General features: G+C 46.4%; 18 protein-coding genes. 5 read left to right on the top strand and 13 right to left on the bottom strand.

Annotated elements, in window-relative coordinates; genetic code table 11:
- Nucleotides 1-54 precede the first annotated feature (54 nt).
- Entirely contained in the window at nucleotides 55-561 is a 507-nt protein-coding gene (locus BK126_RS07135) for a GNAT family N-acetyltransferase (protein ID WP_076311913.1), read from the top strand.
- 142 nt (nucleotides 562-703) lie between these two features.
- Here the strand turns inward: BK126_RS07135 and BK126_RS07130 are convergent, their stop codons facing one another.
- From BK126_RS07130 to BK126_RS07115, 4 genes are read right to left on the bottom strand one after another with little or no spacing between them, the layout of a single operon-like run.
- On the bottom strand, nucleotides 704-1138 hold the full coding sequence (locus BK126_RS07130) for a threonine/serine exporter family protein (RefSeq protein ID WP_177178656.1): 435 nt from the start codon (nucleotides 1136-1138) through the stop codon (nucleotides 704-706).
- A gap of 23 nt (nucleotides 1139-1161) precedes the next feature.
- The gene (locus BK126_RS07125) at nucleotides 1162-1932 is read right to left on the bottom strand and encodes a threonine/serine exporter family protein (protein WP_076311912.1); all 771 of its coding nucleotides are present in this window, start codon (nucleotides 1930-1932) and stop codon (nucleotides 1162-1164) included.
- Nucleotides 1933-1950: 18 nt separating this feature from the next.
- Entirely contained in the window at nucleotides 1951-2145 is a 195-nt protein-coding gene (locus BK126_RS29625) for a hypothetical protein (protein ID WP_076311911.1), read from the bottom strand.
- 3 nt (nucleotides 2146-2148) lie between these two features.
- Entirely contained in the window at nucleotides 2149-3066 is a 918-nt protein-coding gene (locus tag BK126_RS07115; protein ID WP_047912075.1) for an ArsR/SmtB family transcription factor, read from the bottom strand.
- Between the two features lie 325 nt (nucleotides 3067-3391).
- Between BK126_RS07115 and abnA the strand changes: the two genes are divergently transcribed.
- Complete coding sequence (abnA, locus tag BK126_RS07110) at nucleotides 3392-4345, top strand: arabinan endo-1,5-alpha-L-arabinosidase AbnA (protein ID WP_076311910.1); 954 nt, start codon at nucleotides 3392-3394, stop codon at nucleotides 4343-4345.
- 232 nt (nucleotides 4346-4577) lie between these two features.
- Here abnA and BK126_RS07105 read toward each other — a convergent pair whose 3' ends face one another.
- The 4 genes from BK126_RS07105 to BK126_RS07085 all read right to left on the bottom strand — a co-directional run bounded on the left by BK126_RS07105 (nucleotide 4578) and on the right by BK126_RS07085 (nucleotide 8362).
- A complete protein-coding gene (locus BK126_RS07105) occupies nucleotides 4578-5465 on the bottom strand; it encodes an FG-GAP repeat domain-containing protein (RefSeq protein ID WP_143757690.1) in 888 nt (295 codons plus the stop codon).
- 236 nt (nucleotides 5466-5701) lie between these two features.
- On the bottom strand, nucleotides 5702-6565 hold the full coding sequence (locus BK126_RS07095) for an SDR family oxidoreductase (protein WP_076311908.1): 864 nt from the start codon (nucleotides 6563-6565) through the stop codon (nucleotides 5702-5704).
- Entirely contained in the window at nucleotides 6562-7659 is a 1098-nt protein-coding gene (gene uxuA, locus BK126_RS07090; RefSeq protein ID WP_076311907.1) for a mannonate dehydratase, read from the bottom strand. The genes BK126_RS07095 and uxuA overlap by 4 nt, the downstream gene beginning before the upstream one ends.
- 22 nt (nucleotides 7660-7681) lie before the next feature.
- The gene (locus BK126_RS07085; protein ID WP_076311906.1) at nucleotides 7682-8362 is read right to left on the bottom strand and encodes a GntR family transcriptional regulator; all 681 of its coding nucleotides are present in this window, start codon (nucleotides 8360-8362) and stop codon (nucleotides 7682-7684) included.
- 228 nt (nucleotides 8363-8590) lie between these two features.
- Between BK126_RS07085 and BK126_RS07080 the strand changes: the two genes are divergently transcribed.
- Nucleotides 8591-9655, top strand: a complete 1065-nt coding sequence (locus BK126_RS07080; protein ID WP_076311905.1) for an NAD(P)-dependent alcohol dehydrogenase — start codon at nucleotides 8591-8593, stop codon at nucleotides 9653-9655.
- Between the two features lie 213 nt (nucleotides 9656-9868).
- The gene (locus BK126_RS07075) at nucleotides 9869-10159 is read left to right on the top strand and encodes a GNAT family N-acetyltransferase (protein WP_256209602.1); all 291 of its coding nucleotides are present in this window, start codon (nucleotides 9869-9871) and stop codon (nucleotides 10157-10159) included.
- A gap of 103 nt (nucleotides 10160-10262) precedes the next feature.
- On the opposite strand, the gene BK126_RS07070 is transcribed toward BK126_RS07075, so the two are convergent.
- The 4 genes from BK126_RS07070 to BK126_RS07055 all read right to left on the bottom strand — a co-directional run bounded on the left by BK126_RS07070 (nucleotide 10263) and on the right by BK126_RS07055 (nucleotide 12969).
- Nucleotides 10263-10823 carry a GNAT family N-acetyltransferase gene (locus tag BK126_RS07070; RefSeq protein ID WP_076311903.1) on the bottom strand — a complete coding sequence of 187 codons (561 nt, stop codon included), beginning with the start codon at nucleotides 10821-10823 and terminating at the stop codon, nucleotides 10263-10265.
- A gap of 142 nt (nucleotides 10824-10965) precedes the next feature.
- A complete protein-coding gene (locus BK126_RS07065; protein WP_076311902.1) occupies nucleotides 10966-11724 on the bottom strand; it encodes an SDR family NAD(P)-dependent oxidoreductase in 759 nt (252 codons plus the stop codon).
- 26 nt (nucleotides 11725-11750) lie between these two features.
- Nucleotides 11751-12503, bottom strand: a complete 753-nt coding sequence (locus BK126_RS07060; RefSeq protein ID WP_047912066.1) for an SDR family NAD(P)-dependent oxidoreductase — start codon at nucleotides 12501-12503, stop codon at nucleotides 11751-11753.
- A gap of 22 nt (nucleotides 12504-12525) precedes the next feature.
- Complete coding sequence (locus BK126_RS07055; protein ID WP_256702730.1) at nucleotides 12526-12969, bottom strand: MarR family winged helix-turn-helix transcriptional regulator; 444 nt, start codon at nucleotides 12967-12969, stop codon at nucleotides 12526-12528.
- A gap of 213 nt (nucleotides 12970-13182) precedes the next feature.
- Between BK126_RS07055 and BK126_RS07050 the strand changes: the two genes are divergently transcribed.
- Nucleotides 13183-13518 (top strand): hypothetical protein, encoded by a 336-nt coding sequence (locus BK126_RS07050; RefSeq protein WP_076311900.1) that lies wholly within the window; start codon nucleotides 13183-13185, stop codon nucleotides 13516-13518.
- A 69-nt stretch (nucleotides 13519-13587) separates the two neighbouring features.
- Here the strand turns inward: BK126_RS07050 and speD are convergent, their stop codons facing one another.
- Complete coding sequence (gene speD / locus BK126_RS07045; RefSeq protein ID WP_076311899.1) at nucleotides 13588-14460, bottom strand: adenosylmethionine decarboxylase; 873 nt, start codon at nucleotides 14458-14460, stop codon at nucleotides 13588-13590.
- Nucleotides 14461-14484 lie beyond the last annotated feature (24 nt).

Below are 14484 nucleotides of genomic sequence, written 5' to 3'. Positions count from 1 at the left end.
GTCTTCTCTGTTAATCTAGTCATTAAAAAATGATATTAGTGGGGGATAACAGCTGTGAAGGAACCGAACATTACATTCAGCTATGCACAACCAGAGGACTTGCCCGCTATTGTTGCGATCTACAATTCAACCGTTGCCGGGAGAATGGTCACAGCTGACCTTGAACCGGTCACTGTTGAGAGCCGTATACCTTGGTTTGAGGAGCATACACCGGACAAGCGTCCATTATGGGTGATGAAGTATGATGAACAGATCGCAGGCTGGGTCAGCTTAAGCTCCTTCTACGGAAGACCTGCTTACGACGGTACCGCAGAGGTGAGCGTCTATGTTGACGAAGCCTTCAGAGGAACAGGAGCAGGAAGCCGGCTCATCGAGAAAGTGATTGAGGATAGTCCGCGGCTGGGGGTTACAACCTTACTTGGCTTCGTATTCGGTCACAATGAACCGAGTCTTCGTTTATTGAAGAAATACGGCTTTGAACAGTGGGGCTACTATCCCGAGATCGCTGTTCTGGACGGTGTAAGGCGTGATCTAGCCATTCTTGGCAAAAAATTGGACTAAATCATTTCACCCTACTCTATTTGTTACTTGTTAAGTCTAATATAAATTGATCGGCTGTGGCTGCACATATAAAAAGAACTCGGGTCCAGAGGTGTACGGATGTATACACCTTAGAAGGACAAACGAGTTCTTTTTTATATTGCTAAGCTTGTTTCCTGCGGAAGGCCTGATTGAGCACCTCGGATAAGATGAGGCCGACAGCGATGCTTCCTGCAATCATGAGCGCTTTGGCAGCAAGCTCTACGGCAGTCGTATAATCGTTCTGTACAAAATAACGCATGGCATTGTATGCCATCCCTCCTGGAACGAGCGGGATAATGCCGGCTACGCTGAAGATAATGACCGGATGCTTGTAGAGTCTTGCAAAGACCTGACTTAATACACCAATGACCAGTGTTGCCATTAGGGTAGCGGAGACCGCCTCATATCCAGGTTCCATAATATCGTAAATGATCCAGCCGAGCATACCGACAATTCCGCAGGGGAAGAGCATTTTGCGAGGTGCGTTAAAAATAATGCCAAAGGCAAGGGAAGCGATGAAGCTGGTTACAGCTTGTTCCACGATATGAATAAACATGATGTTCGTACCTCAGCTTTCATTTACATAATAGTGAAGACGACGGCAATTCCAGCACCGATCGCAAACGCCGTCAGAAAAGCATCGGCCCCCTTGGAAAGCCCGGACACGAGATGCCCTGCCATCAGATCCCTTACTGCATTCGTAATGGCCAGCCCAGGTACGAGCGGCATGACAGAGCCGATAATAATCTTATCCAGCTCGCTGCCGACCTCTATGAGTACCATGACGAGAGCCAGAAGGCCGATAATAAATGAAGCGGTGAATTCCGCGAAGAAGCGAACCTGTGACAGCCTTTGAAAAAGGCTCACTGCGGCGTACCCGACACCACCGCATAATACGGCGGGCAGAAAGTCTGTCCATCCGCCTTGAAACATGATGGTGAAGCAGCCACTGGCTAGCGCAGCGGCGCAGGTCCGTGCGATAACTCGGTACAGAACCGACTCCTTCTCAATATCCGTCAGCTGATGATAAGCTTCGCTAGGATTCAGCTCGTCTCTTCCAATTGCACGAGAAACATTGTTGACGGCAGCTACCTTATGCAGATCGGTCGTCCGCTCCGAGATGCGGATCAGCTTGGCTGGCTGCAAACCGTCCGTGGAGAAAATAATACCTGTTGGTGTGACATAGCTGTGAGAGTTAGGCATTCCATAGGCAGAAGCGATCCGCATCATCGTGTCTTCGACACGATAGGTTTCGGCACCGCTCTGAAGCATGATTTTTCCGGCAAGCAGACATACCTCGATAATCTCCATCGTTATGCTGTTCTTATCTGTTGTTATCGATGGTTCCATCTATTTACGCATCCTTTATCATTCATTTTCCTGACAAATCAGAACTTCCATTCTATCATATTTTCCATTATTTCCATATGCACTATAATGCAGACTACGGGGATTCTCTTTATACAAGTAATAAAAGCCTGCCAGCTTCGCGACTTGGATATGATGAGCATCGCGAATGCTGCAGACCTCTATGGCGTTATGAAGCTTTATGCGATTACTCAATCTTTACTCGCCTTCGACATGATACAATACGCGTGCCAGAATGTCCTGGCTGTAATTGCCGAAATGCTTGCCGTATACAGTAAGGCCGCCTTTGTTGACGGGATGATCGGTTACCGCGATACGGAATCGAATATCACTCTTGTAGTCAAGCGCAATATCCTTCAGGGTGACATCTGAAATTCGGCATCCGTCAACGTAGCTGCCTTCCTCATTGATTCGAATCAGCTTCAGCATGCCATACTGGTTCAGATGCGGCGGCCACCATTCCGGGTTAAATGCTCCTCGCTTATCTCCGAAATCCCCCGGACTTGTCCAGCAGCCCAGCTCAATTCCGTTCAAATAGAAATAGATATCGGAAGGATAGTTGTTATTAAATCCAGGTGCTTCTGAACCCAGCTCCATCGAGAATTGGATCTCCTTGAACGATTCATTGGATTTGAGGTAATTGGGAATCCGGTATTCAAGGAAGCCTTCCGACAGCCAGATCAGCTCAGCATCAATCCGCATCGGATCAGCAAAATACCTCGGTTCATCAAAATCGCCAACGATGCTGTCCTTGGTAGCAAGGCCGCAGGTAGGTAAAGCCTTATAATTACTGTAGTGTCCCACTTTAATTTCGGCTTCATATCGGTTATGTATATCCTGACTTCGTATATCGACCATCAGCTTATCATCATTCAGATAGCAGATCTTCTGGATCCCATGCTTGCCGACAGCGGTGTTGATATTGATCAGGCCGCTCTCCTCGAGCTTCTTGATGTGCATCGTAATTGCACCGTTTGTCAGGTTTAGCCTAGTTGCAATGTCATTTAGGTTCAAACTTTGATGCTTGGACAGCATATCTATAATTTGTATTCTGACATCCGAGCTGAGTGCCTTAAATATATGAATGCCGGACATTAAATCTTTTATGTATATCATATATAGAATTCCTTTCCACGAAAAAATGAGAGTTTTGTAGATGATGTAGGGAGGCAGCGTTAGAAGTCCAGCTAAAATAGAAGACCATGGGAATAATGTAATATAGATGATAATTGCATTCTAAGCTATTTTTGCCATGCGAACAACATCAAAGAATGACAAAAGGGAAGAACAGGATGCGGCACGACTAAAAAATATGAACAAAATGTAAAATTTTAGTTGCGGAAAAATGTAAACGCTTTTATAATCTTGACGAGTCTAAAATAGTTTAAGTTTATTTAAATTAAATTGAACGACTCTAATCCATTCATGGCGGTGATATTCAGTGAAAAAGCTAAAGAAGTGGCTGCTTACGGCAGCGCTCGCTACATCGGTGTCCGTGTTCGGACTCAGTTCACCTGGTTTTGCAGCTTTTTGGAATTTGACAGGAGATATTGGGGTGCATGATCCAAGCATCATCAAGGAAGGGAACAGCTGGTATACGTTCTCCACAGGGCAGGGCATTCAGGTGCTGAAATCGGACAATGGCACCAACTGGTACCGGGTCCCACAGATCTTCCTGAGTCCTCCTTCCTGGTGGAGCACTTATGTACCGAATCAAACTCATAACGATGTATGGGCTCCGGATATTCAAGAATACAACGGAAGAGTATGGCTGTATTACTCCATCTCGACATTCGGCTCCAACCAGTCTGCGATCGGTCTTGCATCCGCTTCCAGTGTAGGTGCAGGGCAGTGGAGAGATGACGGCTTGGTGCTCCGAACTACGACGTCTAACAACTATAATGCGATTGATCCGAATCTCGTCATTGATGCGAACGGCGAACCATGGCTTGCCTTCGGCTCTTATTGGAGCGGCATCAAGCTCACGAAGCTGGATAAGAACACGATGAAGCCGACAGGCAGCATCCATTCCATCGCAGCCAGACCGTCGAACAACGGAGCTATTGAAGGACCAAGCATTGTTTACCGTAATGGCTACTACTACTTATTCGCTTCAATTGATACTTGCTGCCAGGGTGTCAACAGTACTTACAAAATCGTCTATGGCCGCTCAACCAGCATTACTGGACCGTATGTGGACAAGAATGGTGTTAATATGCTGAATGGCGGGGGTACTGTGCTTGATTCGGGTAATGTCAAGTGGAAGGGACCAGGCGGACAAGACATCTACAGTACGAATGTTATTGTGAGACATGCCTATGACGCAGATGATAACGGGGCTCCTAAGCTATTAATCAATGATCTGAATTGGCCGAATGGTTGGCCGAGCTATTAATCATGATTCGAGAGAATGATGGCTTTTACGATAAAGATGATTCAAGGTTTAACTTTACCCTTCACTAAAATAAAATAATAACTAAAGAATATTCAATAGCAGAACAGCTAACCACGCTTCTGATATGCTCCCATCATAGTAGACAGTTAATTTAACAAACTCTACTTCTACCATGATGGAGCATTTCATTCTAATGGTTAGCTGTTTTTGCTTTTCCCATGAATAAGACAGTTTAACGGTCTTGGTTTACATCCGCTCCATAGATGGCAACCCACTGATTCATCAGGGTCCAGCGGCCGTTCTGGTACTTCAGCGCATTCTGCACATAGCCGAATCGATCTGCATTATACTGTCCCATAATCCCCTGAAAAGTGAGAAGCTCATATATGCCGTCCTGATCGAAATCTACAGGGTATACGCCACTTACAGGCAGCACATCGCCTTGGAGCGGCTGCTTCAGTGTTCCATTCTCGTTATAAATCGCAGATAAATACTCAGCCCCGCGATCTGATATATCGATCAGATATCTTTTCCCGTTATTCTCACTTATCACTTGAAGCCTGTAGTTATCTAAATAATCTACGCGATAGTTATATTCACTGTTATATCGGTCCGAGTTGAACAGCTCCTTCAGTACACCGCCGTTGTACGAATATAGAAAGTTATAAGTTAGAGCACCGGAGCCGCCGGATTGAATGGCAATGAACAGATCCGAAACACCGTCTCCGTTAAAATCTCCGGCAAATAGGGTTGGACTATAACCCGAGCTTTCGGGAAGCTGATACTGGAAGGCAGGACCACCGGCACCATTTTGGATAATAAGTGTAATATCTGTCGCAAATGGACTGTCCTCAGCATTGTAGTTCCAGGCGAGCATGGCCGTATCCTGAATACCGTCTCCCGTATAATCAGCTGTAATCGGAGAAGAATGCTGATCGAACGGCGTGCGAAGCCCGTAATGTGAGGACATTGAGTAGGAAGTAAATTGATTTCTAGTATAGGAGAGTGGTACAGGCATCATACAAGGTGCAGGGAAGCACGGTGAAGGATGGGGATAATATGGATTTGGCCGAAAACGCTGCGGGTGGTAGTGAGAAGATGTATGTTCGGGGAAGCGCATATTTGAGATACCTCCGTTTTTCTTCTAGCCTATGTGACATTACAGAATTAGGTGAATACCTATGCATGCATGAGATGCAGAGAAGGATCGGAGGCTTGAGAGCTTGGACTAATTTGACGGGGAGAGATATTTTCGAGACCATAGATGATATTCTGCACGAATGGAATGAAAAAAAAGGCCTGCGTACACTACGCAGACCTGTGACAGTATTAAAATTATAAGTTCTATTCCGTGAATTACACACCCGAGTAGGCGTTAAAGCCTCCATCAACCGGGATGACCGTACCTGTAACAAAGCCGGAAGCATGATCATCAGCCAGCCATAGCAGCGTGCCCAGTAGATCCTCAGGCTTGCCGAACCTGCGCATTGGAGTGTGCGAGATAATCTTATTCGAACGTTCAGTCAAGCTTCCATCTCCATTTAACAGCAGCTTCTCATTTTGTTCGGTGAGATAGAAGCCCGGTGCAATCGCATTAACACGGATGCCGGCCTCAGCAAGGTGAACAGCCAGCCATTCCGTGAAATTGCTAATCGCCGCTTTTGCTGCACTGTAGGCAGGAACCTTCGTCATGGGGGAGTATGCACTCATAGATGAGATATTGATAATAGTTGTGCCTTCCCTGCCGAGCATTTGTTTGGAGAATATTTGCGTCGGAATCAGCGTGCCTACGATATTCAGATCAAAGACGCCACGAAAGCCTTCGACTTTCAGATCATAGAAGGAGACAGTATCCTCTCTGGTTAGATCCTCTGTCTGAAAAATTTCATTCGTAGTTATAGCCGTTGGGCGATTTCCTCCAGCGCCATTGATGAGAATGTCACAGAGGCCAAGCTCTTGTACGACGGTGTCCGCAGCATTCATCACGCTCTGTTCGTCCGTTACATCGCAGGCTACCGCAATGGAGGTACCGCCATTTTGATTAATCTTATCAGCGACTGCGGCTCCCTTCTCCACCGTTCGGTTTAAGATCGCGACTTTGGCTCCTTGTCTTGCCAGCTCTTCCGCCATCACTCGGCAGAGCACACCAGAGCCTCCCGTAATAACAGCTACTTTTCCGGCAAGACTTGCGTGGTGTGGCTGTGATCTTAGGCTGCTCATATGCTCTTCACCTGCTCTTCCAGCGTATTTCCTTCTTTAATTCTGGCGTAGGCGTCCCATAGTCCCCACAAATACATAATGCCAAGCGCTCGATCATAGAGTCCGTAGCCGGGTCTGCATTTCTCATCCCATATGTGCCGCCCATGATCTGGACGGGCATATCCGGTAAATCCGGTGTCGTGGTATGCCTGAACGATTCCCGTAATATCGACCGTTCCATCTTGTGTACGGTGGGATGTCTCAATGAAATCACCGTTATCAAATACTTTGACGTTACGGATATGGGCAAATGGAATTCGGTCCTTGAATTCGTGAATCATGGAGACGATATCATTCCCTGGGTTTGCGCCGAGTGAGCCGCTGCAGAGCGTAATGCTGTTGCTCGGACTGTTATATATAGAGAGGAAACGACGGACGTTGTCCTGACTCGTAATAATCCGCGGCAGACCAAAAATGGACCATGGCGGATCGTCCGGGTGAATGGCCATTCTTATGTCATGGGCCTCCGCAACGGGAATGATCTCATTCAGGAAATATGCCAGATTGGCCCACAGGTCTTCTTCTGTAACATTCTTGTAGGCCTCAAATAGAGTGGTCAGATGCTTCAGCCGCTCAGGCTCCCAGCCGGGCATTGTGAGCTGTGAATCCTGATTGATCTGATGAACCAGATCAAAGGGATCCATATTGTGAATTCGGGCTTTCTCATAGAAAAGAGCAGTGGATCCGTCAGGTCCTTCCTTATATAAGTCTGTCCGCAGCCAGTCGAAGATCGGCATAAAATTGTAGCAGATGACTTTAACGCCGACCTGAGCGAGCTTCTCGATCGTTCTCTTATAATTCTCAATGTACTTATCTCTGGAGGGAAGGCCAAGCTTGATATCCTCATGGATGTTCACGCTTTCAACAACATCAAGATGAAGCCCGGCCTGATCAGCCTGAGACTTGATCTCGAGAATTTTGTCCATCGGCCATTCTTCACCCGCAGGAACATCATGCAGCGCCCATACGATGCCTTCGACACCTGGGATTTGCCTGATTTGATTCAGAGTGACCGTATCGTTGCCTTCGCCAAACCAGCGGAATACCATTTTCATGTTAGCAGCCACCTTTCATTGGTCAAGGTTTAAAATAAGTTGGAAATTTCTCTCTTAAGAAGCGTTCATCATGAATCGCCAGGTTCATATGGTCCTTCATGAGATTTACCGCACGCTCCTCATCCTGTCTGGAAATGGAATCGACCATCTGCTGATGCTGATCATAAATATGCTGCCAGTCATGATCTGCTGCAAGACGCAGCTTGCGGATACGATTCATATGGACGTTCATTTGCTGCATTGCTGCCCAAGTATTACTCTTGCTGCATCTTGTAAATAAGGTGCGATGAAAGGCTTCATCAAGCTCGAACATCGATTTGTTATCTTGTGATTCCATGGAAGCACGCTGTCTAACAAGCAGCAGCTCAAGCTCAGCAATGTCCACTTCCGAGAATTGATGACACGCAAGGCGTATGACGGCGCATTCCAGCTGCTCTCTCATGAAGCGGGCCTCCTCAACGAGAGATAGGTCAATGAGAGATACCATCGTACCGCGCTGAGGATACACATCAAGCAGTCCTTCTCCAGCTAGTCTGAGAAAGCTCTCTCGTACAGGTGTACGGCTGACATTAAAATGTAATGCAATTTCTTTCTCGGATATGCTTGTTCCCGGAATGAGGTCAAAATTCAAGATTTGGTCCTTCAAAGCATCGTACACGGCTTCTCTTGTAGAAGTCGGCTGAGGACGAATATGTAAATCCATTTAAAATTTCACCTCATTTCTTCACCATACTACCATACAAGTATGGTAGTATGAAAGAGAAAGATCTCTTTTTTGTCACTGAAAATCTGGAAATGAGTATTGTGTCAGGTTAGAAGAGCTATGACATTTAGCTGTATTACCTGATCATTGGGGGTACGGATTCGTAATGATGTAACCGTGTTCATTTTAATTCCTTTCAAATTTATATGACCAAGGAGCGTGCCTGATATGGAGAACGTAAAGTTAATGAAAGCAGCAATTATGGATAAACCAGGTCACATTGAGATCAAGGAGCTGCCTATACCAGAGGTTAAGCCCGACGAGGTGCTTATCAAAATTATGGCGGTTGGGGTATGCGGTTCAGATGTGCATTATTATGAGCATGGCAGAATTGGGCGATTCGTAGTAGAGAAACCCATTATATTGGGGCACGAGTGTGCAGGCATTATCGTAGAGACTGGAGATCGTGTGAAGCGTGTGAAGACAGGAGATCGCGTAGCAATTGAGCCCGGGGTAACCTGCGGTAGATGCCGTTATTGTAAAGAAGGCAGATATAACCTGTGTCCCGATGTTGAATTTCTAGCTACTCCTCCTGTTGACGGTGCGTTCGTTCAATACTTAGCGATTCGGGAGGATTTCGTATTTCCCATTCCAGATCAGCTATCTTATGAAGCAGCGGCACTTGTCGAGCCATTCTCAGTAGGAATTCATGCTGCGAATCGCTGTCAGCTTAAGCCTGGCGGGACGGTTGCCATTATGGGGATGGGCCCCGTCGGCCTGATGGCGGTAGCTGCCGCCAAATCCTTCGGTGCGAGCCAGATTATCGTTACTGATCTAGAGGATATTCGGCTTCAGGCAGCACTTGAGCTGGGGGCTACGCATGCCATTAACGTAACGCAAGTGGATGCCAATGCCAAGATCAAAGAGCTTACCGGCGGAATCGGTGTAGATACGGCTTGGGAGACTGCAGGGAGTCCGCGGGCACTGAGTTCAGCGCTGTCTGCACTGCGCCGCGGGGGCAGACTTGTCATTGTCGGCCTTCCAGCTCAGGATGAAATTCCGCTGAACGTTCCATTCATCGCAGATAATGAGATCGACATCTACGGTGTATTCCGTTATGCGAACACTTATCCGGATGGGATCAAGTTCCTTGCTTCAGGTAATATTCCAGTAGACACACTCATTACCGACCGTTATGCCTTGGAAGAGACTCAGGAGGCGATGGAGCGGGCTATTCATAATAAGAGCGGCAGTCTCAAGATCATAGTTTATCCGAATGGGATGGAGAATTAAGCGAAGCGAGTTCGAATGAGCGCAAATTTGTTATAAATTTCATAGGATCTTGGCAAGCTAAGTTAGATAGGTTAGGCAAGCTCATGCATTTACAACCACATCAAGAGTCAAATCATCAGATCGTGCGTCATCCTTGGATGCTGCGGTGTAAGAGTAAGTAGGAATGTTTAGAGGCACGATCATCTGAGAGACGAACATAGAGAGGAGATGCATATGATGAGCGAAATATTGCAGGGAGCTAATGAGTTCTACGTAGAGCATGATGGCGAGAAGGCGGCGACAATTGAATTTGAGCCAGGCAGTGAAGGCGGGGAAGGGCCGGGCGTCATTATGATTACCCATACCTTTGTGTCAGAGGAGCTTCGGGGTGAAGGCGTGGGAGTTGACCTGGTGAAGCAAGTCGTCCAATATGCACGAGACAATGAGCTAAAGGTTGTCCCGATGTGTTCTTTTGCCAGCAGTGTGATGGATAAGCATACGGAGCTGCAGGATGTGCTGGTTTAATTGACGTGTAGTAACGACCAAAAAAGATAGATATGGCATATAACTGAATATGCTGTATCTATCTTTTTTTACAATCATATGATGGCTGGAGCCTCATGGGGGATCAGGATGGCTTGCGAGCTTCCCATTCTTCTCTCAGCAGGCCCATCATGATCCGATCGTACTTCTGACCTCCGCGCAGAACGGCTTGGCGCATACGGCCCTCTTCAACGAAGCCGGCCTTCTTATAGGCATGATAGGCAATCTCGTTATACGAAATGACATCCAGACTGACCCGGTTCAGATTCAGTTCGTGAAAAGCGTAGCGCAAGATGAGCTGAAGTGCATCGCTGCCGTATCCTTTGTTACGGTCCTTTGCCTTGCCAATACCGATGGCAAGTCTCGCGGACTGATTGTTCCACTCGATGCTGTGCAGGGCGACAAAGCCGATAAGGCGGTCTTCATCAATCGTACGCAGCATAAATTCAACACCGTGATCCATACGGGCACTCTTGGGTTCATTCTCCTGAACCGTTTGCGGAACCGCATAATCCGTGTCCAAATTCCTCAAATATTCATAGTCTTCTGTATAACCTGCAAGTGTTTGTGCATCCTGCTGAATTGCTGCGGCAAGCCGAACCTTATTTCCATGGAACCAGTTGTTCGGGTTCGAAGTATAATCCATGTCTACTCAGCACTCCTCTCGTAATAACAATACACATTCTATTATAGTCTATTTTAGCTGCAGAATCTCTTAGCATACACGAAGAAAGGCTGCACCTGCTTAATGCAGATACAGCCATCTATCCGAAGTAGTATGCACAAAATTAAAGAGTAAGACCGCCATCCACTGTTACAATTGAGCCTGTCATATAACTGGAGGCAGGGGAGGCCATGAACGAGACGACACCGGATATTTCGTTCGACTCCGCAGGGCGTCCCATTCTCATATTGGACAGCTCTTCAGGGACATAACCGCCTTGCTGGAATGATGCAGCAACACTTTGCGTCAAGGCGGTGTTTACTCCACCTGGGCAAATGGCGTTCACGCGGATTCCTTTTTTGACATATTCCAAAGCCGCAGATTTGGTGAGTCCCACAACCGCGTGCTTGCTTGCAGAATAGGCACCTGCACTATGCTCGCTGCGAATTCCTGCGGTAGACGCGGTATTGAGAATATGTCCGCTGCCCTGATCCTTCATTACCTTCAGAACATATTTCATCCCCAGGAAGCAGCCCTTCACGTTAACCGACATGATGCGGTCGAATTCGGCTTCCTCGATATCATCAAACATGGAAAATTTCTGTACAATTCCAGCGTTATTGAAGAAGAAGTCAATTCGTCCATAGGCTTGAACAGCTTCATTCACATAGTTCTGTACATCCTCACTCTTGGAAACATCGGCCTGAATGAAGATGCCTTCGCCGCCTTGTTCCTTGATCAGACGAAGCGTCTCTTCTCCGGATTCCGTATTATAATCGACGAGTACAACGGTGTAACCGTCCTTCGCAAGCTGGACACTGCTCGCTCTGCCGATTCCGCTTCCAGCACCTGTGATGACTGCGATTTTTTTATCATTAGACATTATATCAACACTCCCTTTATGCAGAATTATTTTGCGAAATAGCCTCCATCGATGGGCAGCTCTACTCCCGTAATATAGGAGGATTCATCCGATGCCAGGAACAATACGCCGTTAGCGATATCTTCTGCTTTACCAAGACGAGGGAGCGGAGTTTGGGACTGGAACCATTGTGTCATGCGCTCGTCCTTGAACATATCGACAGTCATCGGTGTTTCGATATAACCCGGGTGAACGGAGTTGGCACGAATATTGTGCTTCGCATAATCGACTGCCGTCGCCTTGGTCAGCATCCGTACAGCGCCTTTACTTGCAGTATATGGACCTGCGCCGCTGCCGCCTGTCAGACCAGCGATCGAAGAGATGTTCACGATGGAGCCGCCTCCAGCTTCGATCATATGTGGAATGACATACTTCTGACCAAGGAAGATGCTGGTTACATTGATGGACATGGTTTTTTCGAATCCTTCAACCGTAAGATCCAAAAAAGGAGTCGCGTTGGACACACCAGCGTTATTAACAAGAATATCGATTTTTCCAAACTTGGTAACGGTTTCATTAACAATGTTGATCCAGCCTTCTTCAGACGTTACATCATGCTTGAATCCGATCGCTTCACCGCCGGCTGCTGTAATTTCGGCTACAACCTCTTGGATTTTGTCTTCCTGCAGATCCGTAATAGCCACTTTAGCCCCTTCCTTAGCAAAAAGAAGCGCGTCCGCCTTACCCATACCGCCAGCTGCACCTGTAATAATAGCTACTTTATTATCTAATCTTCCCATGATATGTTCCTCCTAAATTAATTTAATTGTCAGACTGAGATGGGTCCTTTGGTTGATTCAAATGCTTAAGCATCTTCTGATACGAAGCAATAAGCAGATCCATCTCTTCTTCTGAGAACTCGGACCATAATCCATCCGTAAGCTCCTTGTACTTATCCAGCATTTTCTGCTCGACGGCCATCCCTTGATCCGTAATATGCAGTACAACCTTACGTCTGTCGGATTCAGCACTTCGCCGCTCAATATACCCTTTGCTAACCAGCTTGTTGGTCAAATTCGTAATTGCCGGCATCGTTACATCCAGCTGGCCTGCGAAATAGGTTGAAGTCTGAGGACCTTCCCAAGCCAGTGTCTGGAGGATGAAGTATTGCGACGAGGTGAGATCGTTGTCCAAAATCTTGGCATATTTCACCACAAAGTTCGTCATGTAGCCGCTCATTAGTTTAGACAGTAATTCGTGTTTCACGAATCATTCACCTCAAGTCCTGCTGCATTTTTGTTTAAAGATATTAAATATTAATACCTCTTAACAACTTTAGTTTAAATAAATAGGAGTCATACGTCAACTTGGTTTATACTTCCACTCGGTGCTCGGATATATGCAAGAGCTGTGAAACGGAACTTGCTACTTTCATAATCAACGGTTATCGTTAGGACAAGGAAACTTTGAAGGAGAGAAATGAAGAATATTATGGTACAAATGACATCTAAAAAAGCAGCCGACTTACTTGATCAATGGATTGTATTTCTGGATATGGACAACCCGAAGGCTTGGGATCGTGACGAATATCCCTACATTAAAGAGAGTCTTGGCGTCGTTCGCTCTGTAGTCAAGCTGCTTAGAGGAAAAGGCGCTGGCAAAGCCCTTGGCAAAAAAGAGCTGGCTGAGCTGTTAAACGAATTCATAGAGGAAATTGCCTTGGACGATGAGCAGGAGTGGGAGAAGGAAAACAGAGCTTTTGTGCAAGAGGTGCATGAAGCCGCCAAGTTTGCTGTGAAGTTCTTGCGTGGTTAAAATATAAAAAGGACAGCTGGCACCGAAAATCCTAGACTTTCGGCGATGCTGTCCTTTTTTTGCTCAATGTCATGAATCCATATCGACTGCCCGCTGGTAAATAAAATCCTCTTCTGCATTCTCGTCTATGACGCCGGCATCCATATTGATGCCATAATAAATTTCGTCCATCTCTGTTTTGAGCTGTTCCGTAATTTCTTGTTGTTCCTCTGCACTCAGCTTGTCCTTCGTATAACCGAACAAATAGTTGTTGAGATCAAATTCCTTCAGTTTGCATTTGGTGTGAAAAATATGATGCTGGTACACATTGATGTCAATCATATCGAATTGCTGCTGAATACTGGAAGGAATGTAGTTCTGAATGGAGCTGATGTCATGATCAATAAACAGCTTATTACCATCGATATCACGGGTAAATCCACGCACACGATAATCGATCGTCATGATATCCGTATCAAACGAATGAATGAGATAATTCAGCGCCTTCAGCGGTGAAATTTCTCCACAAGTGGATACGTCGATGTCAGCTCGGAAGGTACTGATTCCTTCATAGGGATGGAACTCCGGGTAGGTGTGAACCGTAATATGGCTCTTGTCCAAATGCATCACCACATGATCCGGAAGCGGACCAGGCGATTCTTCGAACGACTCCTCTTCAGCATCGCCTACAGGACCTTCCGAGACGAGCAGGGTTACACTTGCCCCTTGAGGGATGTAATCCTGCTTTGCCACATTAAGCACGTGCGCTCCAATAATATGGGATACATTCGTCAATATCTGAGTCAATCGGTCTGCATTATATTGTTCATCGATATATTCGATGTAAGCTTCGCGTTCTTCTTTGGTCTTGGTATAACATACATCGTACATATTGAAGCTGAGGGATTTGGTCAAATTGTTAAACCCATGCAGCTCAATGCGCTGTTCTGGTGTAAGTGCCATGAATGCTTGCCTCCTGTCCCGAGT

Source organism: Paenibacillus sp. FSL H7-0326 (assembly GCF_001955535.1).
Lineage (GTDB): Bacteria > Bacillota > Bacilli > Paenibacillales > Paenibacillaceae > Paenibacillus > Paenibacillus shunpengii.
Note: the sequence above shows the minus strand (reverse complement) of the source record. Positions and strands in the feature narration are given on the sequence as shown.